Origin of the sequence: Corynebacterium sp. LK28 (assembly GCF_014335105.1) — a bacterium.
Classification (GTDB): Bacteria; Actinomycetota; Actinomycetes; order Mycobacteriales; family Mycobacteriaceae; genus Corynebacterium; species Corynebacterium macclintockiae.
In genome coordinates this window covers 46,213-60,896 of record NZ_PDGZ01000011.1, presented here as the reverse complement: position 1 = coordinate 60,896, position 14,684 = coordinate 46,213, and the positions used below count along the sequence as shown (strand labels likewise).

15 protein-coding genes are annotated in these 14,684 nt (G+C 63.9%); 2 read left to right on the top strand and 13 right to left on the bottom strand.

The features are described from left to right. Positions 1–8: 8 nt before the first annotated feature. The 6 genes from lpqB to CRD15_RS05975 form a co-directional block, all read right to left on the bottom strand. Positions 9–1,733 carry an MtrAB system accessory lipoprotein LpqB gene (gene lpqB, locus CRD15_RS06000; RefSeq protein WP_187402149.1) on the bottom strand — a complete coding sequence of 575 codons (1,725 nt, stop codon included), beginning with the start codon at positions 1,731–1,733 and terminating at the stop codon, positions 9–11. Further along, positions 1,726–3,336: an MtrAB system histidine kinase MtrB gene (mtrB, locus tag CRD15_RS05995; RefSeq protein ID WP_222866468.1), complete on the bottom strand. Its 1,611-nt coding sequence runs from the start codon at positions 3,334–3,336 to the stop codon at positions 1,726–1,728. Before mtrB ends, lpqB begins: the two co-directional genes overlap by 8 nt. Before the next feature lie 132 nt (positions 3,337–3,468). Then, the gene (gene mtrA, locus CRD15_RS05990; RefSeq protein ID WP_034972343.1) at positions 3,469–4,149 is read right to left on the bottom strand and encodes an MtrAB system response regulator MtrA; all 681 of its coding nucleotides are present in this window, start codon (positions 4,147–4,149) and stop codon (positions 3,469–3,471) included. Between the two features lie 4 nt (positions 4,150–4,153). Continuing rightward, complete coding sequence (locus CRD15_RS05985) at positions 4,154–4,804, bottom strand: dTMP kinase (protein WP_034971260.1); 651 nt, start codon at positions 4,802–4,804, stop codon at positions 4,154–4,156. A gap of 3 nt (positions 4,805–4,807) precedes the next feature. Beyond that, on the bottom strand, positions 4,808–6,247 hold the full coding sequence (ahcY, locus tag CRD15_RS05980; protein WP_035006897.1) for an adenosylhomocysteinase: 1,440 nt from the start codon (positions 6,245–6,247) through the stop codon (positions 4,808–4,810). Positions 6,248–6,338: 91 nt separating this feature from the next. After that, positions 6,339–6,719 carry a DUF4259 domain-containing protein gene (locus tag CRD15_RS05975; RefSeq protein WP_034971258.1) on the bottom strand — a complete coding sequence of 127 codons (381 nt, stop codon included), beginning with the start codon at positions 6,717–6,719 and terminating at the stop codon, positions 6,339–6,341. 219 nt (positions 6,720–6,938) lie between these two features. Here CRD15_RS05975 and CRD15_RS10120 point away from each other — a divergent pair, with 219 nt between their 5' ends. Further along, positions 6,939–7,715: a hypothetical protein gene (locus CRD15_RS10120; RefSeq protein WP_230580178.1), complete on the top strand. Its 777-nt coding sequence runs from the start codon at positions 6,939–6,941 to the stop codon at positions 7,713–7,715. On the opposite strand, the gene manA is transcribed toward CRD15_RS10120, so the two are convergent. From manA to CRD15_RS05955, 3 genes are read right to left on the bottom strand one after another with little or no spacing between them, the layout of a single operon-like run. Then, positions 7,693–8,790 (bottom strand): mannose-6-phosphate isomerase, class I, encoded by a 1,098-nt coding sequence (gene manA, locus CRD15_RS05965; RefSeq protein WP_035006899.1) that lies wholly within the window; start codon positions 8,788–8,790, stop codon positions 7,693–7,695. The two genes, CRD15_RS10120 and manA, sit on opposite strands and share 23 nt — an antisense overlap. 9 nt (positions 8,791–8,799) lie before the next feature. Beyond that, entirely contained in the window at positions 8,800–10,176 is a 1,377-nt protein-coding gene (locus CRD15_RS05960; RefSeq protein ID WP_187402148.1) for a phosphomannomutase/phosphoglucomutase, read from the bottom strand. Between the two features lie 15 nt (positions 10,177–10,191). Next, complete coding sequence (locus tag CRD15_RS05955; RefSeq protein WP_035006903.1) at positions 10,192–10,608, bottom strand: DUF3499 domain-containing protein; 417 nt, start codon at positions 10,606–10,608, stop codon at positions 10,192–10,194. Positions 10,609–10,684: 76 nt separating this feature from the next. On the opposite strand from CRD15_RS05955, the gene CRD15_RS05950 reads away from it, so the two are divergent. Continuing rightward, the gene (locus CRD15_RS05950) at positions 10,685–11,140 is read left to right on the top strand and encodes a metallopeptidase family protein (protein ID WP_034979559.1); all 456 of its coding nucleotides are present in this window, start codon (positions 10,685–10,687) and stop codon (positions 11,138–11,140) included. Here the strand turns inward: CRD15_RS05950 and CRD15_RS05945 are convergent, their stop codons facing one another. The 4 genes from CRD15_RS05945 to CRD15_RS05930 all read right to left on the bottom strand — a co-directional run bounded on the left by CRD15_RS05945 (position 11,141) and on the right by CRD15_RS05930 (position 14,673). Then, positions 11,141–11,506, bottom strand: a complete 366-nt coding sequence (locus CRD15_RS05945) for a WhiB family transcriptional regulator (RefSeq protein ID WP_034971252.1) — start codon at positions 11,504–11,506, stop codon at positions 11,141–11,143. It abuts the gene before it with no gap. A gap of 306 nt (positions 11,507–11,812) precedes the next feature. After that, positions 11,813–12,895, bottom strand: coding sequence for a sugar phosphate nucleotidyltransferase (locus CRD15_RS05940; protein ID WP_034977737.1), 1,083 nt, complete (start codon positions 12,893–12,895; stop codon positions 11,813–11,815). Between the two features lie 57 nt (positions 12,896–12,952). Continuing rightward, positions 12,953–13,837 (bottom strand): glycosyltransferase family 2 protein, encoded by an 885-nt coding sequence (locus CRD15_RS05935; RefSeq protein WP_187402147.1) that lies wholly within the window; start codon positions 13,835–13,837, stop codon positions 12,953–12,955. 11 nt (positions 13,838–13,848) lie between these two features. After that, positions 13,849–14,673 (bottom strand): sugar nucleotide-binding protein, encoded by an 825-nt coding sequence (locus tag CRD15_RS05930; protein WP_187402146.1) that lies wholly within the window; start codon positions 14,671–14,673, stop codon positions 13,849–13,851. Positions 14,674–14,684 lie beyond the last annotated feature (11 nt).

Sequence of the window (14,684 nt, the reverse complement as noted above, 5' to 3'; positions counted from 1 at the left end):
CAGCCAGCCTAGTCCGCAAGCACCGGTGTCGCCCGCTTTCCCTGCATGGTCGGCACTTCGCGCCAGAAGCGGGATTCCTCAGAAGCCACGTCGAACTGCATCAAGGCATTGGCATCGGTGACGTAAATCTTGTTGCCGTCCGTTGCCACCGACACCACCGGCGCGGCCAGGTTCCTACCGGTGATCTGCTGCGAATAGGAGCCATCCACTTCCACGTCCCACACCGGCGCATCGTTGGCGCGCGTGCCGACCAGCACGGAACCGTCCTCGGTCCAGTCGGCGCTGACGGCCGTGTCCCCCACCGCGCTGCCGATCTCCACCGGCGAACCCAGTCGCTTGTTGCTGCCCTCGGTGGTCTCCAGCACCGATACGTATACCCGCCCGTTGACAACCATCACCGCGCGCGTGCCATCGTGCGAAACGCGGAACACACTAATGCGTTTTTCGTCGCCTTCGATCATCTTCAGGTTTTCCGCATCGACTTCCTTCTCCCCCGCGATGCCGGTTTCCGGGTTGCGGGTGATCTGCACGATCTTCTCGCCATCAACCACCACGTAGAGCGTCGTGGCGTCCAGGCCCCAGGTCGGCCGGGTCAGGGACTTCGCCTGTACGGAGCTGACGGGCTGCTCGTCCCTCCCGCCGATGACCAGCTGGCGCTGCTCGTCCCCTCGCCCGGTCACGGCGGCGTAGACCTCGTCGCGCGGGCTCAAGGCCACAGACTCGACGTAGCGATCGGCCAGCCAACCGTCCAGCTTCTTGGCCCGTGCGCCGTCCTGCTGATAAACATCACCGCCGGAGACCGCCCGCAGTGGAACCTGTGCCTGCACGTTCGGATCGAATTCCGACAGGTCTTGGACCAGCCACTTTTGCCGCATGTCGTCGGACATCGGCGTGCCGTCCGCCAGCAGCTCGTAGGGGCCGCGAACCTCGGATCCGGCAAGGGTCCACACCACTTGCGCGGCCAGCAAGCGCCGCACGTCAGGCGATAGCCCTTGGATGCCGCTGAAGTTGACGGAGGGGTCTCCCTCGTTGTCGGCGGAAACCTGGGCGGTGGCGTCCTCAGGAAGAAGGTTCCGCACCGCCTTCTTTAAGCGCTCCTGCGGTCCGGCGACCAACAGCGAGACCAAGGAGGCAGCGGTGGACTGCTGGCCGGTGTAGATCCATCGACGATCCGGCACGAGCGCACGACCGTTGAGATCCGGGAAGTAGACGTTGCGGGCGCGGTAGGTGCTCAGGAAGTCCTGGCGATCCAGCACCACAACGTTCGGCAGGTTGCTGATGCGCCATTGGCCGTCAATGCTTTGCAGCTCGTAGTTGGTTTCAAACGCCGAGTATTGCGGGTCGAACACGCCGCCCACGCCCAGGTTGCCGACGATGTTGCCGCGGACGCGGTAGGTGATCTTGGTGTCGCTACCCTCGCCTTCCGAGGCGATGTCGATGCGGTCGAGGACCATCGTCGGCGCGTTGGACTGCCACCTGTTCTGCATCCCTGGGGTCAGGAACTTCTTCGCCGCCTGGTGGTCGCGTAGCGGGTGGGCACTGGCGGTGAAGAAGTCGCGCAGCAGCAAGTCGGCGGCTTGCCCGTCACCCGGCGTCGGGGCTTCCTGCCCGCTGGGGGCCGGCGCGTAGCTAGAGATCGCCTCGGGCCTGGAGTTATCCGGCAGCGTCGAGCACGCCGCGATCAGCCCCAGCCCCGTCACTGCGGCCAGCACCTTCATGGTCTTGTTACTCATCGTTGCCTCCTTCCTGCTCTTCGGTAGTGACGCCCTCAGCCTCAACCTCCAAAGGCAGCGGCGAGGCCTTCGCGGTCCGCCCCTGCTTCAGGGGCAGGGTCAGGCGGAAGCAGGCGCCCACACCGGGCTCTCCGGTCGCTTCGAGGCGACCACCGTGCAGGTTTGCATCCTCCTTCGCGATGGCCAAGCCCAGGCCCGTGCCACCGGTGCGGCGTTCACGGGAGGGATCGGAGCGCCAGAAACGGTTGAACACCATCTCTTCCTCACCGGGCTTGAGCCCCACGCCGTGGTCGGTGACGGCAACGGCCAGGGAGCCCTTGCCTACTGCCATCTCGACGTCGATGGGTTTGCCCTCGGAGTGATCGACAGCGTTGGCCAGGAGGTTACGCAAGATTCTTTCCACGCGGCGGGAGTCGACGGGGACAACCACCGGTTCCTCCGGCAGATCCACGTTGAACTCGGTGCCGACGTCTTCGGCGATGGCGCGCACCTGCTGCAGCGCGGAGCGCACCACACCACGCACGTCGACCTTTTCGGCCGAGAGGTTCGCCACGCCCGCATCGTGGCGGGAGATCTCCAGCAGGTCGCCGAGGAGAGTCTCGAAGCGGTCGAGCTCCTTCGTCATGAGGTGCGCGGCGCGGGCAGTGACGGGGTCGAGCTCATCTGCGTTGTCCTCGATCATGTCCGCAGCCATGCGCACGGTTGTCAGCGGGGTGCGCAGCTCGTGGGAGACGTCCGAGGTGAATTGCCTTTGCAGAGAGCCGAACTCTTCCAGGTTGCGGATCTGTGTGGACAGTTTCTCGGCCATGTCGTTGAAGCTAATGGCCAGCTTCGCAACTTCGTCCTGTCCGTCGACCACCATGCGCTCCCGTAGGTGGCCGGCGGCGAAGCGCTCCGCGATACGCGAGGCGGAGCGCACCGGGCCGATGAGCTGCTGGGAGAACACCCACGCGATAACCAGCAGCAGGACGATCAGGACGATCCCGCCGGCCACCAGAAGGCCTCGCATGAGGCTCAGCGTGGCTTCCTCGGCAGACAGCGGCATCAACAGATAAAGCTCCAGCCCAGGGATATCGGAGTTCACCGGGCTGCCGATGATTAGCGCCTTGTAGCTGCCGTTGTCGCCGTCCACGCGGGCGTATTGGTAGGCCACCTGCCCTTGGCGCACGAAGTCGCGCAGGCCATCGGGGATGGTGATGTCGGTCGGGATCTGCGTGTCCGCATCGCTGGCATCAGAGGCGATGAGGACGGAGTTATACACCGGTGCACTTGTCTCGTCCACGCCCGCAGAGCGATTCGAAAGTACAGCCCGGGCTGAGCTTAGGCGCACCGAAATCGGGTTGGAGGAGTCCGTCGCACCGATCTGCTCTTCCACCGCAGCACGCGCCCGATCCATGCCTTCGATGGCCTCGGAGTACTTGGTGTTCAGCAGCTGCTGGCCAAGGAAGCTGGTCAGGATGAAGCCGATAAGCAGAATCGCCACCGAGCTAGAGGCCAGCACACTGCCAATCACGCGTGTCTGAATCGACTCGCGCCACCGTAGCCAGAGTGTGTTCTTCGCCCGGCGCCAGGTCTCTTTCGGTCGCCAGAAGAAGTCGCGCAGCACTGACCAGAATGTAGCCCCCTCCTCGAGGGTTTCCTTCCGCCGTCTCAGCTGGGCTGCAACCTCTGCCGCCCTGGACTTGCGGTCCTTCTTACGCGTGCCGTCCTGCCGTTGTTCCTGATCCACGGGCGCCTATTCGCCGGTTTTGTAACCGATTCCGCGGACGGTTTGGATGATCTTCGGGTCGTCCGGATCGACCTCCACCTTCGAGCGCAGTCGCTGGATGTGTACGTTCACTAGGCGGGTATCGCTGGACTTGCGGTAGCCCCAGACCTGCTCCAGCAGCTCTTCGCGGGAGAACACCTGGCGCGGACGGGAGGCGAGGGTGACCAGCAGGTCGAACTCGATGGGGGTCAGCGAGATCTCCTGGCCATCGCGGATCACCTGGTGGCCAGGCACGTCGATGTGTAGATCCGCGATGTCGATGGACTCCACCGTCTGGGCTTCCTCCGGGGTGCGGCGCAGGCGGGCGCGCACGCGCGCCACTAGCTCCTTCGGTTTGAAGGGCTTGTGTACATAGTCATCCGCGCCGGATTCCAGCCCCAGCACCACGTCCACCGTGTCGGTACGCGCCGTCAGCATGACGATCGGCACTGTGGAGTGCTCGCGCACCGCCTTGCACACGTCGATGCCATTCATGCCGGGGAGCATCACGTCCAGCAGAATCAGGTCGGGGTTGCACTCTTGTGCGGCCTTTACTGCCTCTACTCCATCGCCCACGACGACGGTGCGGAACCCTTCGCCCTGCAGGACGATCGTGAGCATTTCCGCGATTGCCGGGTCGTCATCGACCACCAGAATTGTCGTTTCCACGGTGTTATCCTCTCATTTCTTCCAGCAGGTCCGCGACCTTTGCCGCGCGTCCTTCACAGTCGTCTCCGGTGCTGTCGACCACCACCCAGGGACTGAGCCATTCCCGCTGCGCGAGATCCCGGTAAGCACGGACGGTGCGCTCCTGCAGGTTCCCGTCCCGCTCGTAGGCGTCCCGCGCGCGCGACTGATCCTGTGCCTCCCGCGACTGGGCGCGCTGCCCGGCCACGTCGGCCTCCACGTCCACCAGGATCTGCAGGTCGGGCGCTGGAATCCCTAGCTTGTCCTGTTCCAGGCGGGTGACCCACTCGCCGACTTCTGCCACGTCTCCGCCCACCCGCGCCGCGGAGTAGGCCACGTTCGATGCGGTGTAGCGGTCGATCAGGATCACGTAGCCGTCGGCATCAAAGTCCGCCAGCTCTGCCCCGATCTCAGCGCGATCCAGCGCAAACAGGGCGGCCATGCCGTGCACGGAATCAATCAGGTCGCCCAGGTTTTCGTGCAGTGCCTCGCGCGCCAGCATGGCGGAGTGCGATTCCTCATAGCGCGGGAAAGCCACCCGAGCCACGGGCACTTCACGCGCCACCAGTTCCTTTTCCACGGCAGTAACCAGGGTGTTCTTCCCGGCGCCGTCTACTCCTTCGAAGCTAATGATCATGTTCTAGTAGCGGTAGTGCTCCGGCTTGAACGGGCCGGCAACGTCCACGCCGATGTACTCGGCCTGTTCCTTCGTCAGCGTCGTCAGTTTGCCACCCAGCGCCTCAACGTGGATGCGCGCAACCATCTCGTCCAGAATCTTCGGCAGGCGGTACACCTCGTTGCCATACTGGTCGGACTTCGTGAATAGCTCGATCTGCGCAATCGTCTGATCTGCGAAGGAGTTGGACATCACAAACGACGGGTGGCCGGTGGCGTTGCCCAGGTTCAGCAGGCGGCCCTCACTCAGCACAACGATAGATACCGGGTCGCCGTGTGCGCCTGGGAAGGTGAACTCGTCGACTTGCGGCTTGATGGTCACGCGGCTGACGTCTTCGCGGTGCAGCAGGCTGGCCATGTCGATCTCGTTGTCAAAGTGGCCGATGTTGCCCAGTACCGCGTGGGTCTTCATCATCTGCATGTGCTCAAACGTGATGATTCCGAGGTTCCCCGTCGCAGTGATGACGATGTCGGCGTCACTAATAAAGTCCTCTACCTGCACAACCTCGAATCCGTCCATCAGCGCCTGCAGGGCGTTGATCGGGTCGACCTCGGTGACCTTCACGATCGCGCCCTGTCCCGCCAGCGCTTCGGCGCAGCCCTTGCCGACGTCGCCGTAGCCGCACAGCAGCACCGACTTGCCGCCGATCAGCATGTCGGTGGCGCGGTTGATGCCGTCGATCAGCGAGTGGCGGGTGCCGTAGCGGTTATCGAACTTGGACTTCGTCACCGCATCGTTGACGTTCATCGCCGGGAACGGCAGCACACCCTGTTCCGCGAAGTGGTACAGGCGGTGCACGCCCGTCGTCGTTTCTTCGGTTACGCCCTTGATGTTTTCTGACGCCCGGCTCCAGAAGCTACCGTCCTCCGCCAAAGTCGTACGCAGCATCTCTAGGAAGGCCTTGTATTCGTCTGCATCCTGCGGCTCGGCATCCGGAACGAGGCCGGCGTTTTCGAATTCCATGCCCTTAATGACGGCCATGGTGGCATCGCCACCGTCGTCGAGGATCATGTTCGCCTCAACGCCCTCACCCCAGGTGAAGATCTGCTTCAGGCACCACCAGTACTCGTCCAGGGTCTCCCCTTTCCACGCGAACACCGGCACGCCGGCGGGCTGCTCCGGGGTACCGTCGCCGACCACGATGGCCGCCGCGGCCTCGTCCTGAGTGGAGAAGATGTTGCAGGAAGCCCAGCGCACTTCCGCGCCCAGGGCCACCAGGGTCTCGATCAGAACGGCCGTCTGCACGGTCATGTGAATGGAACCAGCGATGCGGGCGCCCTTCAGTGGCTGATCCTCGGCGTACTCGCGGCGCAGCTGCATCAGCCCCGGCATCTCGTATTCCGCCAAGCGGATCTGGTGGCGGCCGGCCTCTGCCAGAGAGAGATCCTTGACTTTAAACTCCATGGGTGGGGTGACTCCTCACATGATTAGCAAACGCTGTATTTAACAAACCAAACACAGTGTATTAGACGTGTTGGACAAGCAGTCCCGGACTCTAACTTAAGGCCTCAACAAAGGTTTCCAGGTCTTCTGCCTCTACTGCTTCCGTGGCGCTCAGCCGCTCATACTCGCCATCCAAGAGCTGCAAGGAAACCTCCTGCAGGTTGGTTGGGCACTGGCCGATGTGGGCGCGGATGAAGGGGTGATCGTCGGCCACGTTCGCCACACTAAACGGCGCGCCCGACCAGATGGCCGCCACGGTTGCGGCGCAGAGGCCGACGGAGTGATCCACGGATCCGGGCTGGCCGTCACGTAGCGCCAGATTCACTGCGTCCACCAGCGCTTGGGCAACCTCGTTGCCCTCAAGCTCTGCCACTTCGTCAAGGAAGTCCACGTTGTCTTCCTGCGTGAAGATTAATTCGTCCCAGTTGCTCATCCTGCCGACCTTTCTGTCACTTAATTACCGACTGTAGCGCGTTTGCGCGCGTGGCAGCCATGGTCAAATGGCACGATCCCTGCTAGGCTCTTCCCTATCCTTAACCAAATTGTGACCTTTTCTTGTTCGCGAGTGTAGGTTTCCGGGGAACATTGTTTCCCTCGCCCGCATTGCACAGCAGGAGTCGACAACACCGACAGAGTAAAGGAGGTGAGCCGAGTGGCCACAGAAGAAAGCACCACCGTAATCTACGAGTCCCCCGAGGAGCACCCGCGGTTTCCTCGCGTCATTAGCGGCATCGCCGTGGTCGGCTTGGCTCTTGCTGGCGTGATTGGCGTGTGGACCTGGCAGGCAGGCTCCGATGCCACCGCACCCAAGCCACAGTCCGCCGAGGAGTCCACGATCGCCATCAGCACGGGAGCGGCGTCCCAAGAACACGATGTGGTTCCCGACAATCCCTCCTCGGCAGAGCCCACGGCTCAGCCCAAGGCTCCGGCCTATTCCACGTCCCACCAGGCAAGCCCCGGCAGTGGACACTACACCAACGTAGCTCCGCTGGGACAGGATCCCTACCTTCCGCCGAACGCGTGGAACGGTCGCCAGACCTCCAACCCACAGCCGTCAGAGACGATCATTGCGGAAGGGCTGAATTCGCAGAACACTCCCCAGACCTCTGCACAGCCCCAATCCCAGGCCCAGCCGCAGCCCCAGGCACAGCCTCAGCCCCACACCAAGCCTGGCCAGGATTCGAATCAGGGAATCCCACACATTCCGCCGATTCCGCCAATCCCGGAGTTCCCCCGCCCGTCAGAGCCGGCCGGGTCTGACGATCAGGATCACTCCACCCCCACCGAGAAACCCACCCCGGGCAAGACGGATGCAGAGGTGGCGCCGAGCGAACCTAGCGATCCAGACGAACCGCAACCGAAGACGGGCAAGCCCACCGACACCACAAAGGGACCGGCGACGGACGCTACGCCCCCGGCCGAGCGATAAAGGCCTTTCCGCGCACGGTAGCCTCTTCGCCCGCGGGCACCCAGGCTGCCGATCCGCTTTCTACCTGCAGCTCGCCGCATTCTGCTGTGTCCCCCACTGCAAGGACGATCGCCGGCCCCGTGACTTGCCCTGTGCCATCGATCCGGCACAGGCTGAACTCCTCTGCTGGGGTGTGGTACACCCCAGCATTATCGGCACGCAATCGGGGATCCGCCAGTTCCTCCCAACGCACCACGCTCAGCAGCTCCGCCACGTCGATGTGCTTCGGGGTCAGCCCACAGCGCAGCACGTTATCGGAGTTCGCCATGATCTCCACGCCGGTGCCACGCACGTAGGCGTGCAGCTGCCCAGCGTCCAGGTAGAGGGCCTCCCCCTCCTGCAGCACCACGCGGTTGAGCAGCAGGCCAAAGAGCACGCCGACGTCTGCCGGATACTGCTCCTCCAGGCGCACAACAAGGTCCGCCACGTCGCCCATCCAGCCCTGATCCTGGCCCGCAACATCCCGGCAGCGCCGCGTGAGGGCGTCAATAATCCGGGGAAGGTCCTGCGCGGGCAGGTGCAGGGTGCGCTCGACGGCCTCGCGCAGATCGCCATCGACCACGGCGGCGCGCAGGAAGTCCAGTTCGGGTACAGCCAGCCACTCCAGCAGCTCTGCGGTGCGCGCCAGGGGTCGGAAGCCGGCCATCGCCTCAAACTCGCCCAGAGCTACCAGTAGTTCGGGCTTGTGGTTGTCGTCCTTGTAGTTGCGTTCGAAAGCGTCGAGGGCGATTCCCGCGGCCTCGTCAGCAGCGAATCCGGCTTCGGCCTGCGCCTTCGTGGGGTGCACCTGGATGCTCAGGGCGCGCTCGGCGGCCAACAGCTTCAGCAGGAACGGCAGGCGCGTGCGCCCCTGCCCCAGCTGCCCTTCCGGGTCGGCCTCGATGAGGTCCAGCAGCACTCCCGGCGCTCCCGGGTGCGCGCCGAACCACAGTTCAGCCTCGGGCTTTTCGGTTGGCGCCGGGCGCCCTTGGATCTGCGCCAGGGCCTCGTGCGAACCCCATGCGTAATTCTGTACTACACCCTCGATGAGCTGCATTTAACTCCCTTAAGCGCGGATAATTGCCAGTGCTTCGTCGACGATGGCCTGTACGCCCTCGTCGTCGCGCGCTTCGACGTTGAGGCGAAGAAGGGGCTCTGTATTGGACGCCCTCACGTTCAACCACGAGCCATCCTGCAGCTCGATGGTCACGCCGTCGAGCCGGTCGACGGATACCGTGCGATCGGCGAAGGCCTCCACCACGGCTTCGGTGCGGCCCGCCTGGTCGGCAACCTCGGAGTTGATCTCCCCGGAGGCACGGTAAGTCTCGTAGGCGCGCTTCAGCTCCGACAGGGGCTTATCCTGTCCGCCTAGGGTAGCTAGGACGTGCAGGGCGGCCAGCATGCCCGAGTCGGCGTTGAAGAAGTCGCTGAAGTAGTAGTGGGCGGAGTGCTCGCCGCCGAATACTGCGGATTCCTGCGCCATCTGGGCCTTGATAAAGGAGTGGCCCACGCGGGTGCGCACCGGCTTGCCGCCCTTGTCCTCCACCAGCTCGCGCACGGACTTGGAGGTGATCAGGTTGTGGATGATCGTCGCCCCCGGCTGTTCGTCCAGGTAGCGCTCGGCGATCATAGCGCAGATGGTGGAAGGGGAAACGGCCTCGCCCAACTCGTCGACGATGAAGCAGCGGTCCGCGTCGCCGTCGAAGGCGATGCCCAGATCCGCGCCCTGGTCCACGGTAAACTTCTGCAGGTCGACCAGGTTCTTGGGATCCAGCGGGTTTGCCTCGTGGTTGGGGAAGGTGCCGTCGAGCTCGAAGTAGAGGTCGAAGATCTCCAGCGCGTCCTGCTTCAGCACGGCCGGGACGGTCAGGCCGCCCATGCCGTTGCCTGCGTCCACCGCAACCTTGAGAGGGCGGATGTTCAGCGGCACGAGGTTGTTGAGGTAGTCGGCGTAGCCTTCCAGCACATCTTCAGTGGTGTTGGTGCCGGGCGCGCCATCGTAGGCTGGCACGCCTTCCACCAGTTCGGAGGAAATGCGGTCCAGGCCAGAATCCTGCCCCACGGGGCGGGCGCCGGCGCGGCAGAGCTTGATGCCGTTGTACTTCGCTGGGTTGTGGGAGGCGGTGAACATCGCACCCGGGCACTGCTTCACGCCGCTGGCGTAGTAGAGCTCGTCGGTGCTGGTGAGCCCCAGGGTGATGGTGTTCAGTCCCTGCGCGTTCACGCCCTCGGCGAAAGCTGCGGCCAGGCTCGGGGAGCTGTCGCGCATGTCGTGGCCGATCACAATCGTGTCGGCCCCTTCTTCGCGCATGAGGCGGGCGAAGGATGCCGCCACGTCACGCACGAAGTCTTCGTTGAGGAATCCGGCGCCCTCGCCGACAACTCCGCGTACGTCGTAGGCCTTAATGGCCGCTGCTACATCTTGGGGAGAGTGGGTAGCCATGGGGGTTTCCTTTCGCTAATGCTGGTTACGTACCGCGCGCAGGTGCCGGCGCGGGGTGGATCGGGGCAGGTTCTTCATCGACGGGTGGTGCGGGGTGGCCTCCGGGATTTCGGAGCGCCGGTAAAGCCGGGGGGCTGGCTGCGGTGCTTCCTCGACATCGTGTTCTGCGGCCTGCTGCACCGCTTCCGCCAGGGCCATAAGGTCTTCTTCGTCAGCCTCCTCTGCCGGGGCGTCGACGAATTCGAGCCGCCAGCCCTGGGGGACGGTGGTGCGGCGGGCGTGGTTTTCGCACAGATCCCACCGGTGCGGATTTCCGCTAACGCTCAGCGGCCCCACGATGGCTAGCTGCTCTGCATAGTTGAACTCCAACGTCGCGACGGCGGGTTTGCCGCAGCCGGGGCGAGAGCATTGTCGGATGAAAGTCACGCGCATTAGTGTAGCCCTTTTCCGTCCGCTTTCGAGCGTGCCCTCGTGGCATGTCGCTGTACCGCGGTTAAGATGTGGGGCTATGAGGCAAGAGGCGCGCATGAGGCAGGATCCCCGCGGTCGAGGCATCCGCGGCATCTTGTTGCCGGAGGTGCCGCGCAATAAGTCGCGTTCGCAGCGCTTCGACGATGCGGTTATCGATGCCTTCGAGCCAATCCTGGAGCGTTTTGACGCCGAACTGTCCAGCCTCGACATTGCTGTCGACGTTGTCCCGCGCATGCGGCTGAGTGCTGGCTACCGGCAGTGGCCGGAGGATGTTGTCGCCGATGGCCAGGTTCCCCTGGGTCGGCTAGTCGTGGCGGGCGTGGACAGCAAGGGGGCGCCGACGCGCCCCCGCATCATCATCTTCCGCCGCCCCGTAGAATCCCGTGCAACGTCCGCGCAGGATCTTCGAGAACTACTACGGATGATCATTGTGCGCTTGGTGGCCTGCTACCTGAATGTGTCCCCCGACCAGATCGACCCCCGCTTAAGCTAATTAGCCGATACGCTTCTTCAGTCGGCGACGCTCGCGCTCCGAGAGTCCACCCCAGATACCGAAGCGCTCGTCGTGTTCGAGGGCGTATTCCAGGCACTCGTCACGCACGCCACATGCCTGGCAGATTCGCTTCGCTTCGCGCGTAGAGCCGCCCTTCTCCGGGAAGAAGGCCTCCGGATCCGTCTGTGCACACAGGGCCTGTTCCTGCCAGTCCTGTTCCACAGCATCGAAGAGTAGATCGAAGTCCTGCGTTAGATCGAAGAGGTTCTTCTGGCGAGCTTCGTTATCCACGTTCGCCTCCTGCTCAACCGCCGAGGAACCGTCAGCAAAGTGGCCACGAAGGGCTGTGTCTACTGACTTGTCCACGGGGATCTCCTCATCTGATTGGCGCCATTGAAAGGCTTCGTTTTTGTCGGTCTACTGAAGATTACACACTGGTAATTACACCACGTCAACCTTTGACGAAATCCCGGGAGCCCCACTAGTCACAGCAGTCACATACGCCCCATACGCCCCGCAATCCTGAGCGAATGGTACGCCGCACAACCACAATGTATGCGTGCGGCCAAAATTAAAACCACAACATATGGGCGTACTCCTGAACCTTTAGTTCAGGACACACTAGATGTAGTGAAATTTCTTTAAATTTTTTCGCCGGGCGCGAAACCGGCCTTAAATATCAGAGGAGAAGCGCACTCCACCGTCCGGCAGGTTCACTCCCGGCCACACGCGCAGCCCGTCGCGCAGCTCGCAGCGCGCGCCGATGACGGCGCCTTCACCGATGACACAGTCCACCAGGTGCGCCCGCGCGCCAATTCGCACGCCCGCGGCAATAACACAGCGCTCAACGGTTGCGCCGGCTTCGATCTGCACTCCGTCGAAGATCACAGACTCCTCGACGCGTGCACCGCCGCCGACCTCCACGCCGCGGCCGATCACGGTGCCGCCCAGCAGCAGCGCTCCCCCGGCGATGGCGCTGGACTCATCAACCAGGCTCTCTCCGTTGCGTCCAGCCAACAGTGGCGAGGGAGCAATACCACGCACCAGGTCCGAGGATCCGCGGACGAAGTCGGCCGGGGTGCCCATGTCGCGCCAGTAGGCCTGATCCACGTGACCGAATACGCGGGCGCCGGCTTCCAGCAATCCCGGGAAAATCTCGCGCTCCACACTGACCGGGCGGCCGGCTGGGATCTTCTCGATCACGGATCGGTTGAACACGTAGCTGCCCGCATTGATCTGGTCCGTTGGCGGATCTTCCGTCTTCTCCAGGAAGGCGCTCACGCGACCGTCGGCATCGGTCGGCACGCAGCCGAAGGCGCGGGGGTCGGAGACGCGCAGCAGGTGAAGGGTGACGTCCGCCTCTTGCTCGACGTGCGTATTCAGCACGGCCTGCAGGTCCGTTCCACCCAGGACGTCGCCGTTGAATACCATCGCACGGTCGTAGCGCAGGTGGTCCAGGACGTTGCGGATGCCACCGCCGGTGCCCAGTGGCTCATCTTCCACGACGTATTCAATTTCCAGCCCCAGGTGGCTGCCGTCGCCGAAGTGCTCCTCAAAAACTTCCGCCTTGAACGAGGTCCCCAGCACAACGTGCGTCATGCCGGCCTCCTTGATGCGAGCCAGCAGGTGCTCCAGGAAGGGCGCGCCCGCCACCGGCAGCATTGGCTTCGGGATGGAGTTGGTCAGGGGGCGCAATCGAGTGCCCTTGCCACCGACCAGGATCACTGCGTCGGTCGTGGCTGCGAGATCTACCACTTCTTTAGCCTTTCTATACCCTTGCTATCGCTGTTAATTCTCACAGATTAGCTACTGTTAACGGCCCGCTGTAGAACCCACGCCGTGGGCCGCGGCAATTGCGATCTTCTCGCGCACCTTCAGCCCCGCCTTGAGCACCAGCCGCACCGGCAGGTAACGCAGCCCGGGCAGCCGATCAGCTTGGAAGCGGTACGCACTGTCGTGATGGGCCTTCAGCACCACGTCGGGGTGCTTCCCGGCCACGTGACCTTTGGCGTGGCGAATCTCGGCGCTGGGCACGAAGACGTTCAGCCAGCCCGCGCGCCCCAGCCGGTCGCCCAGATCCACGTCCTCCATGTACATGAAGTAGCGCTCGTCGAAGCCACCCAGCGCCTCGAACGCATCCCAACGCAGCAGCAGGCAGGATCCGCTCAGCCACCCCGCGGGCCGTTCGCTGTCCATGTCAGCATCGTCCAGGTAGCGCTTGGTCCAGGGGTTCGTCGGCCAGATCTTGCCGAAAAGCGCATGCCCGATGCCGGACCCCAGCTGCGGCACCGCGCGTGCCGACGGGTAGGCGGTGCCGTCTGCCTCTACGATGCGGGGGCCCAGCGCTGCTGCTCGAGGATGACGCCGCGCCGCCTCCATAAGCTCGTCGATCGCACCGTCGCTGAACACCACGTCCGGGTTGGAAATCACCAGGTAGTCCCGGTTGATTTCTCCAGCCTCGCGGGCCGCACGCAGGTGGCGGGCGCCGAGGTTCATGCCGGCTCCGTAGCCGATGTTGCCCCCGCTGTAGAGCAACTCCGCCTTTCCTGCATCGGCGGCGGCTTCGGGCGCGCCGTCGGTGGAGCCGTTATCAACCATGACGACCCGGGCGTTTGCCGGCACCGAGTCCAGGAACTTGGCCAGGTACTCCCCCGGTGAATAGGTCACGGTGATAATCGCGATGGGTGCCTCTGTCATGGCCGTTGAGGTTACCTCAGGGCGGCTCGCAAACTATCTCGCCACGCGGGCAGGCCACTCGCTGGAATCTGCAGGGTGCTGTTGCGGGGCCTGTGCGCGGGGGTGGGATATTCGCTGCTCGGCACAGCCTTCACTCGCCGGGGGTCGTGGCCGATTGTGGCGAAGATCTCGCGGGCGAATCCGCACCAGGTGGTCACTGGACCGGAGCCTGTCACGTGGCTGATCGCTGCGGTGCGCTTCCCGTCGACCATGGCGGCGAGCTCCGCCGCCAGCACGGAGGCGTGGGTGGGCCTGCCGTATTGGTCGTCCACCACCGTGGGGTTCACTCCCGACCGGGCCAGGCGCACCATGGTGGTGGCGAAGTTCCGGCTCTCTGCGTCGTACACCCACCCCGTGCGCACCACGCGCCCGCCGAAGTTCAGAACCTGCCGCTCCCCTTCCAGCTTGCTGCGCCCGTATGCGTTCACGGGTGCGGGCTGGCCGTCGACTGGGTTTTCCCAGCCCACGGGCAGAGTTCCCGGGAACACATAGTCGGTGGAGACGTGTAGCATCGGCACTCCGTGCGCCCACGCCCAGGAGGCCATGCGCCCAGGGGCTACCGCATTCACTTGGTGCACAGCACTCGCGTTCTCAGGCTTTTCGGCATCGTCGACCGCTGTGAATGCGGCGAGGTTGACGATGGCTTCGACGGGAGACGGTGGCGTCAATAAGAAAGAATCCACAGAACCTGCCACCGCCAGATCCGCCTGCGCTCGCCCTACCGGCACAAAGTCCGGGCGAAGGCGCAACAGTGCGCGGCCGACTTGGCCGGAGGCGCCGAAAACCAAAACACTCATGAATCCAGTAC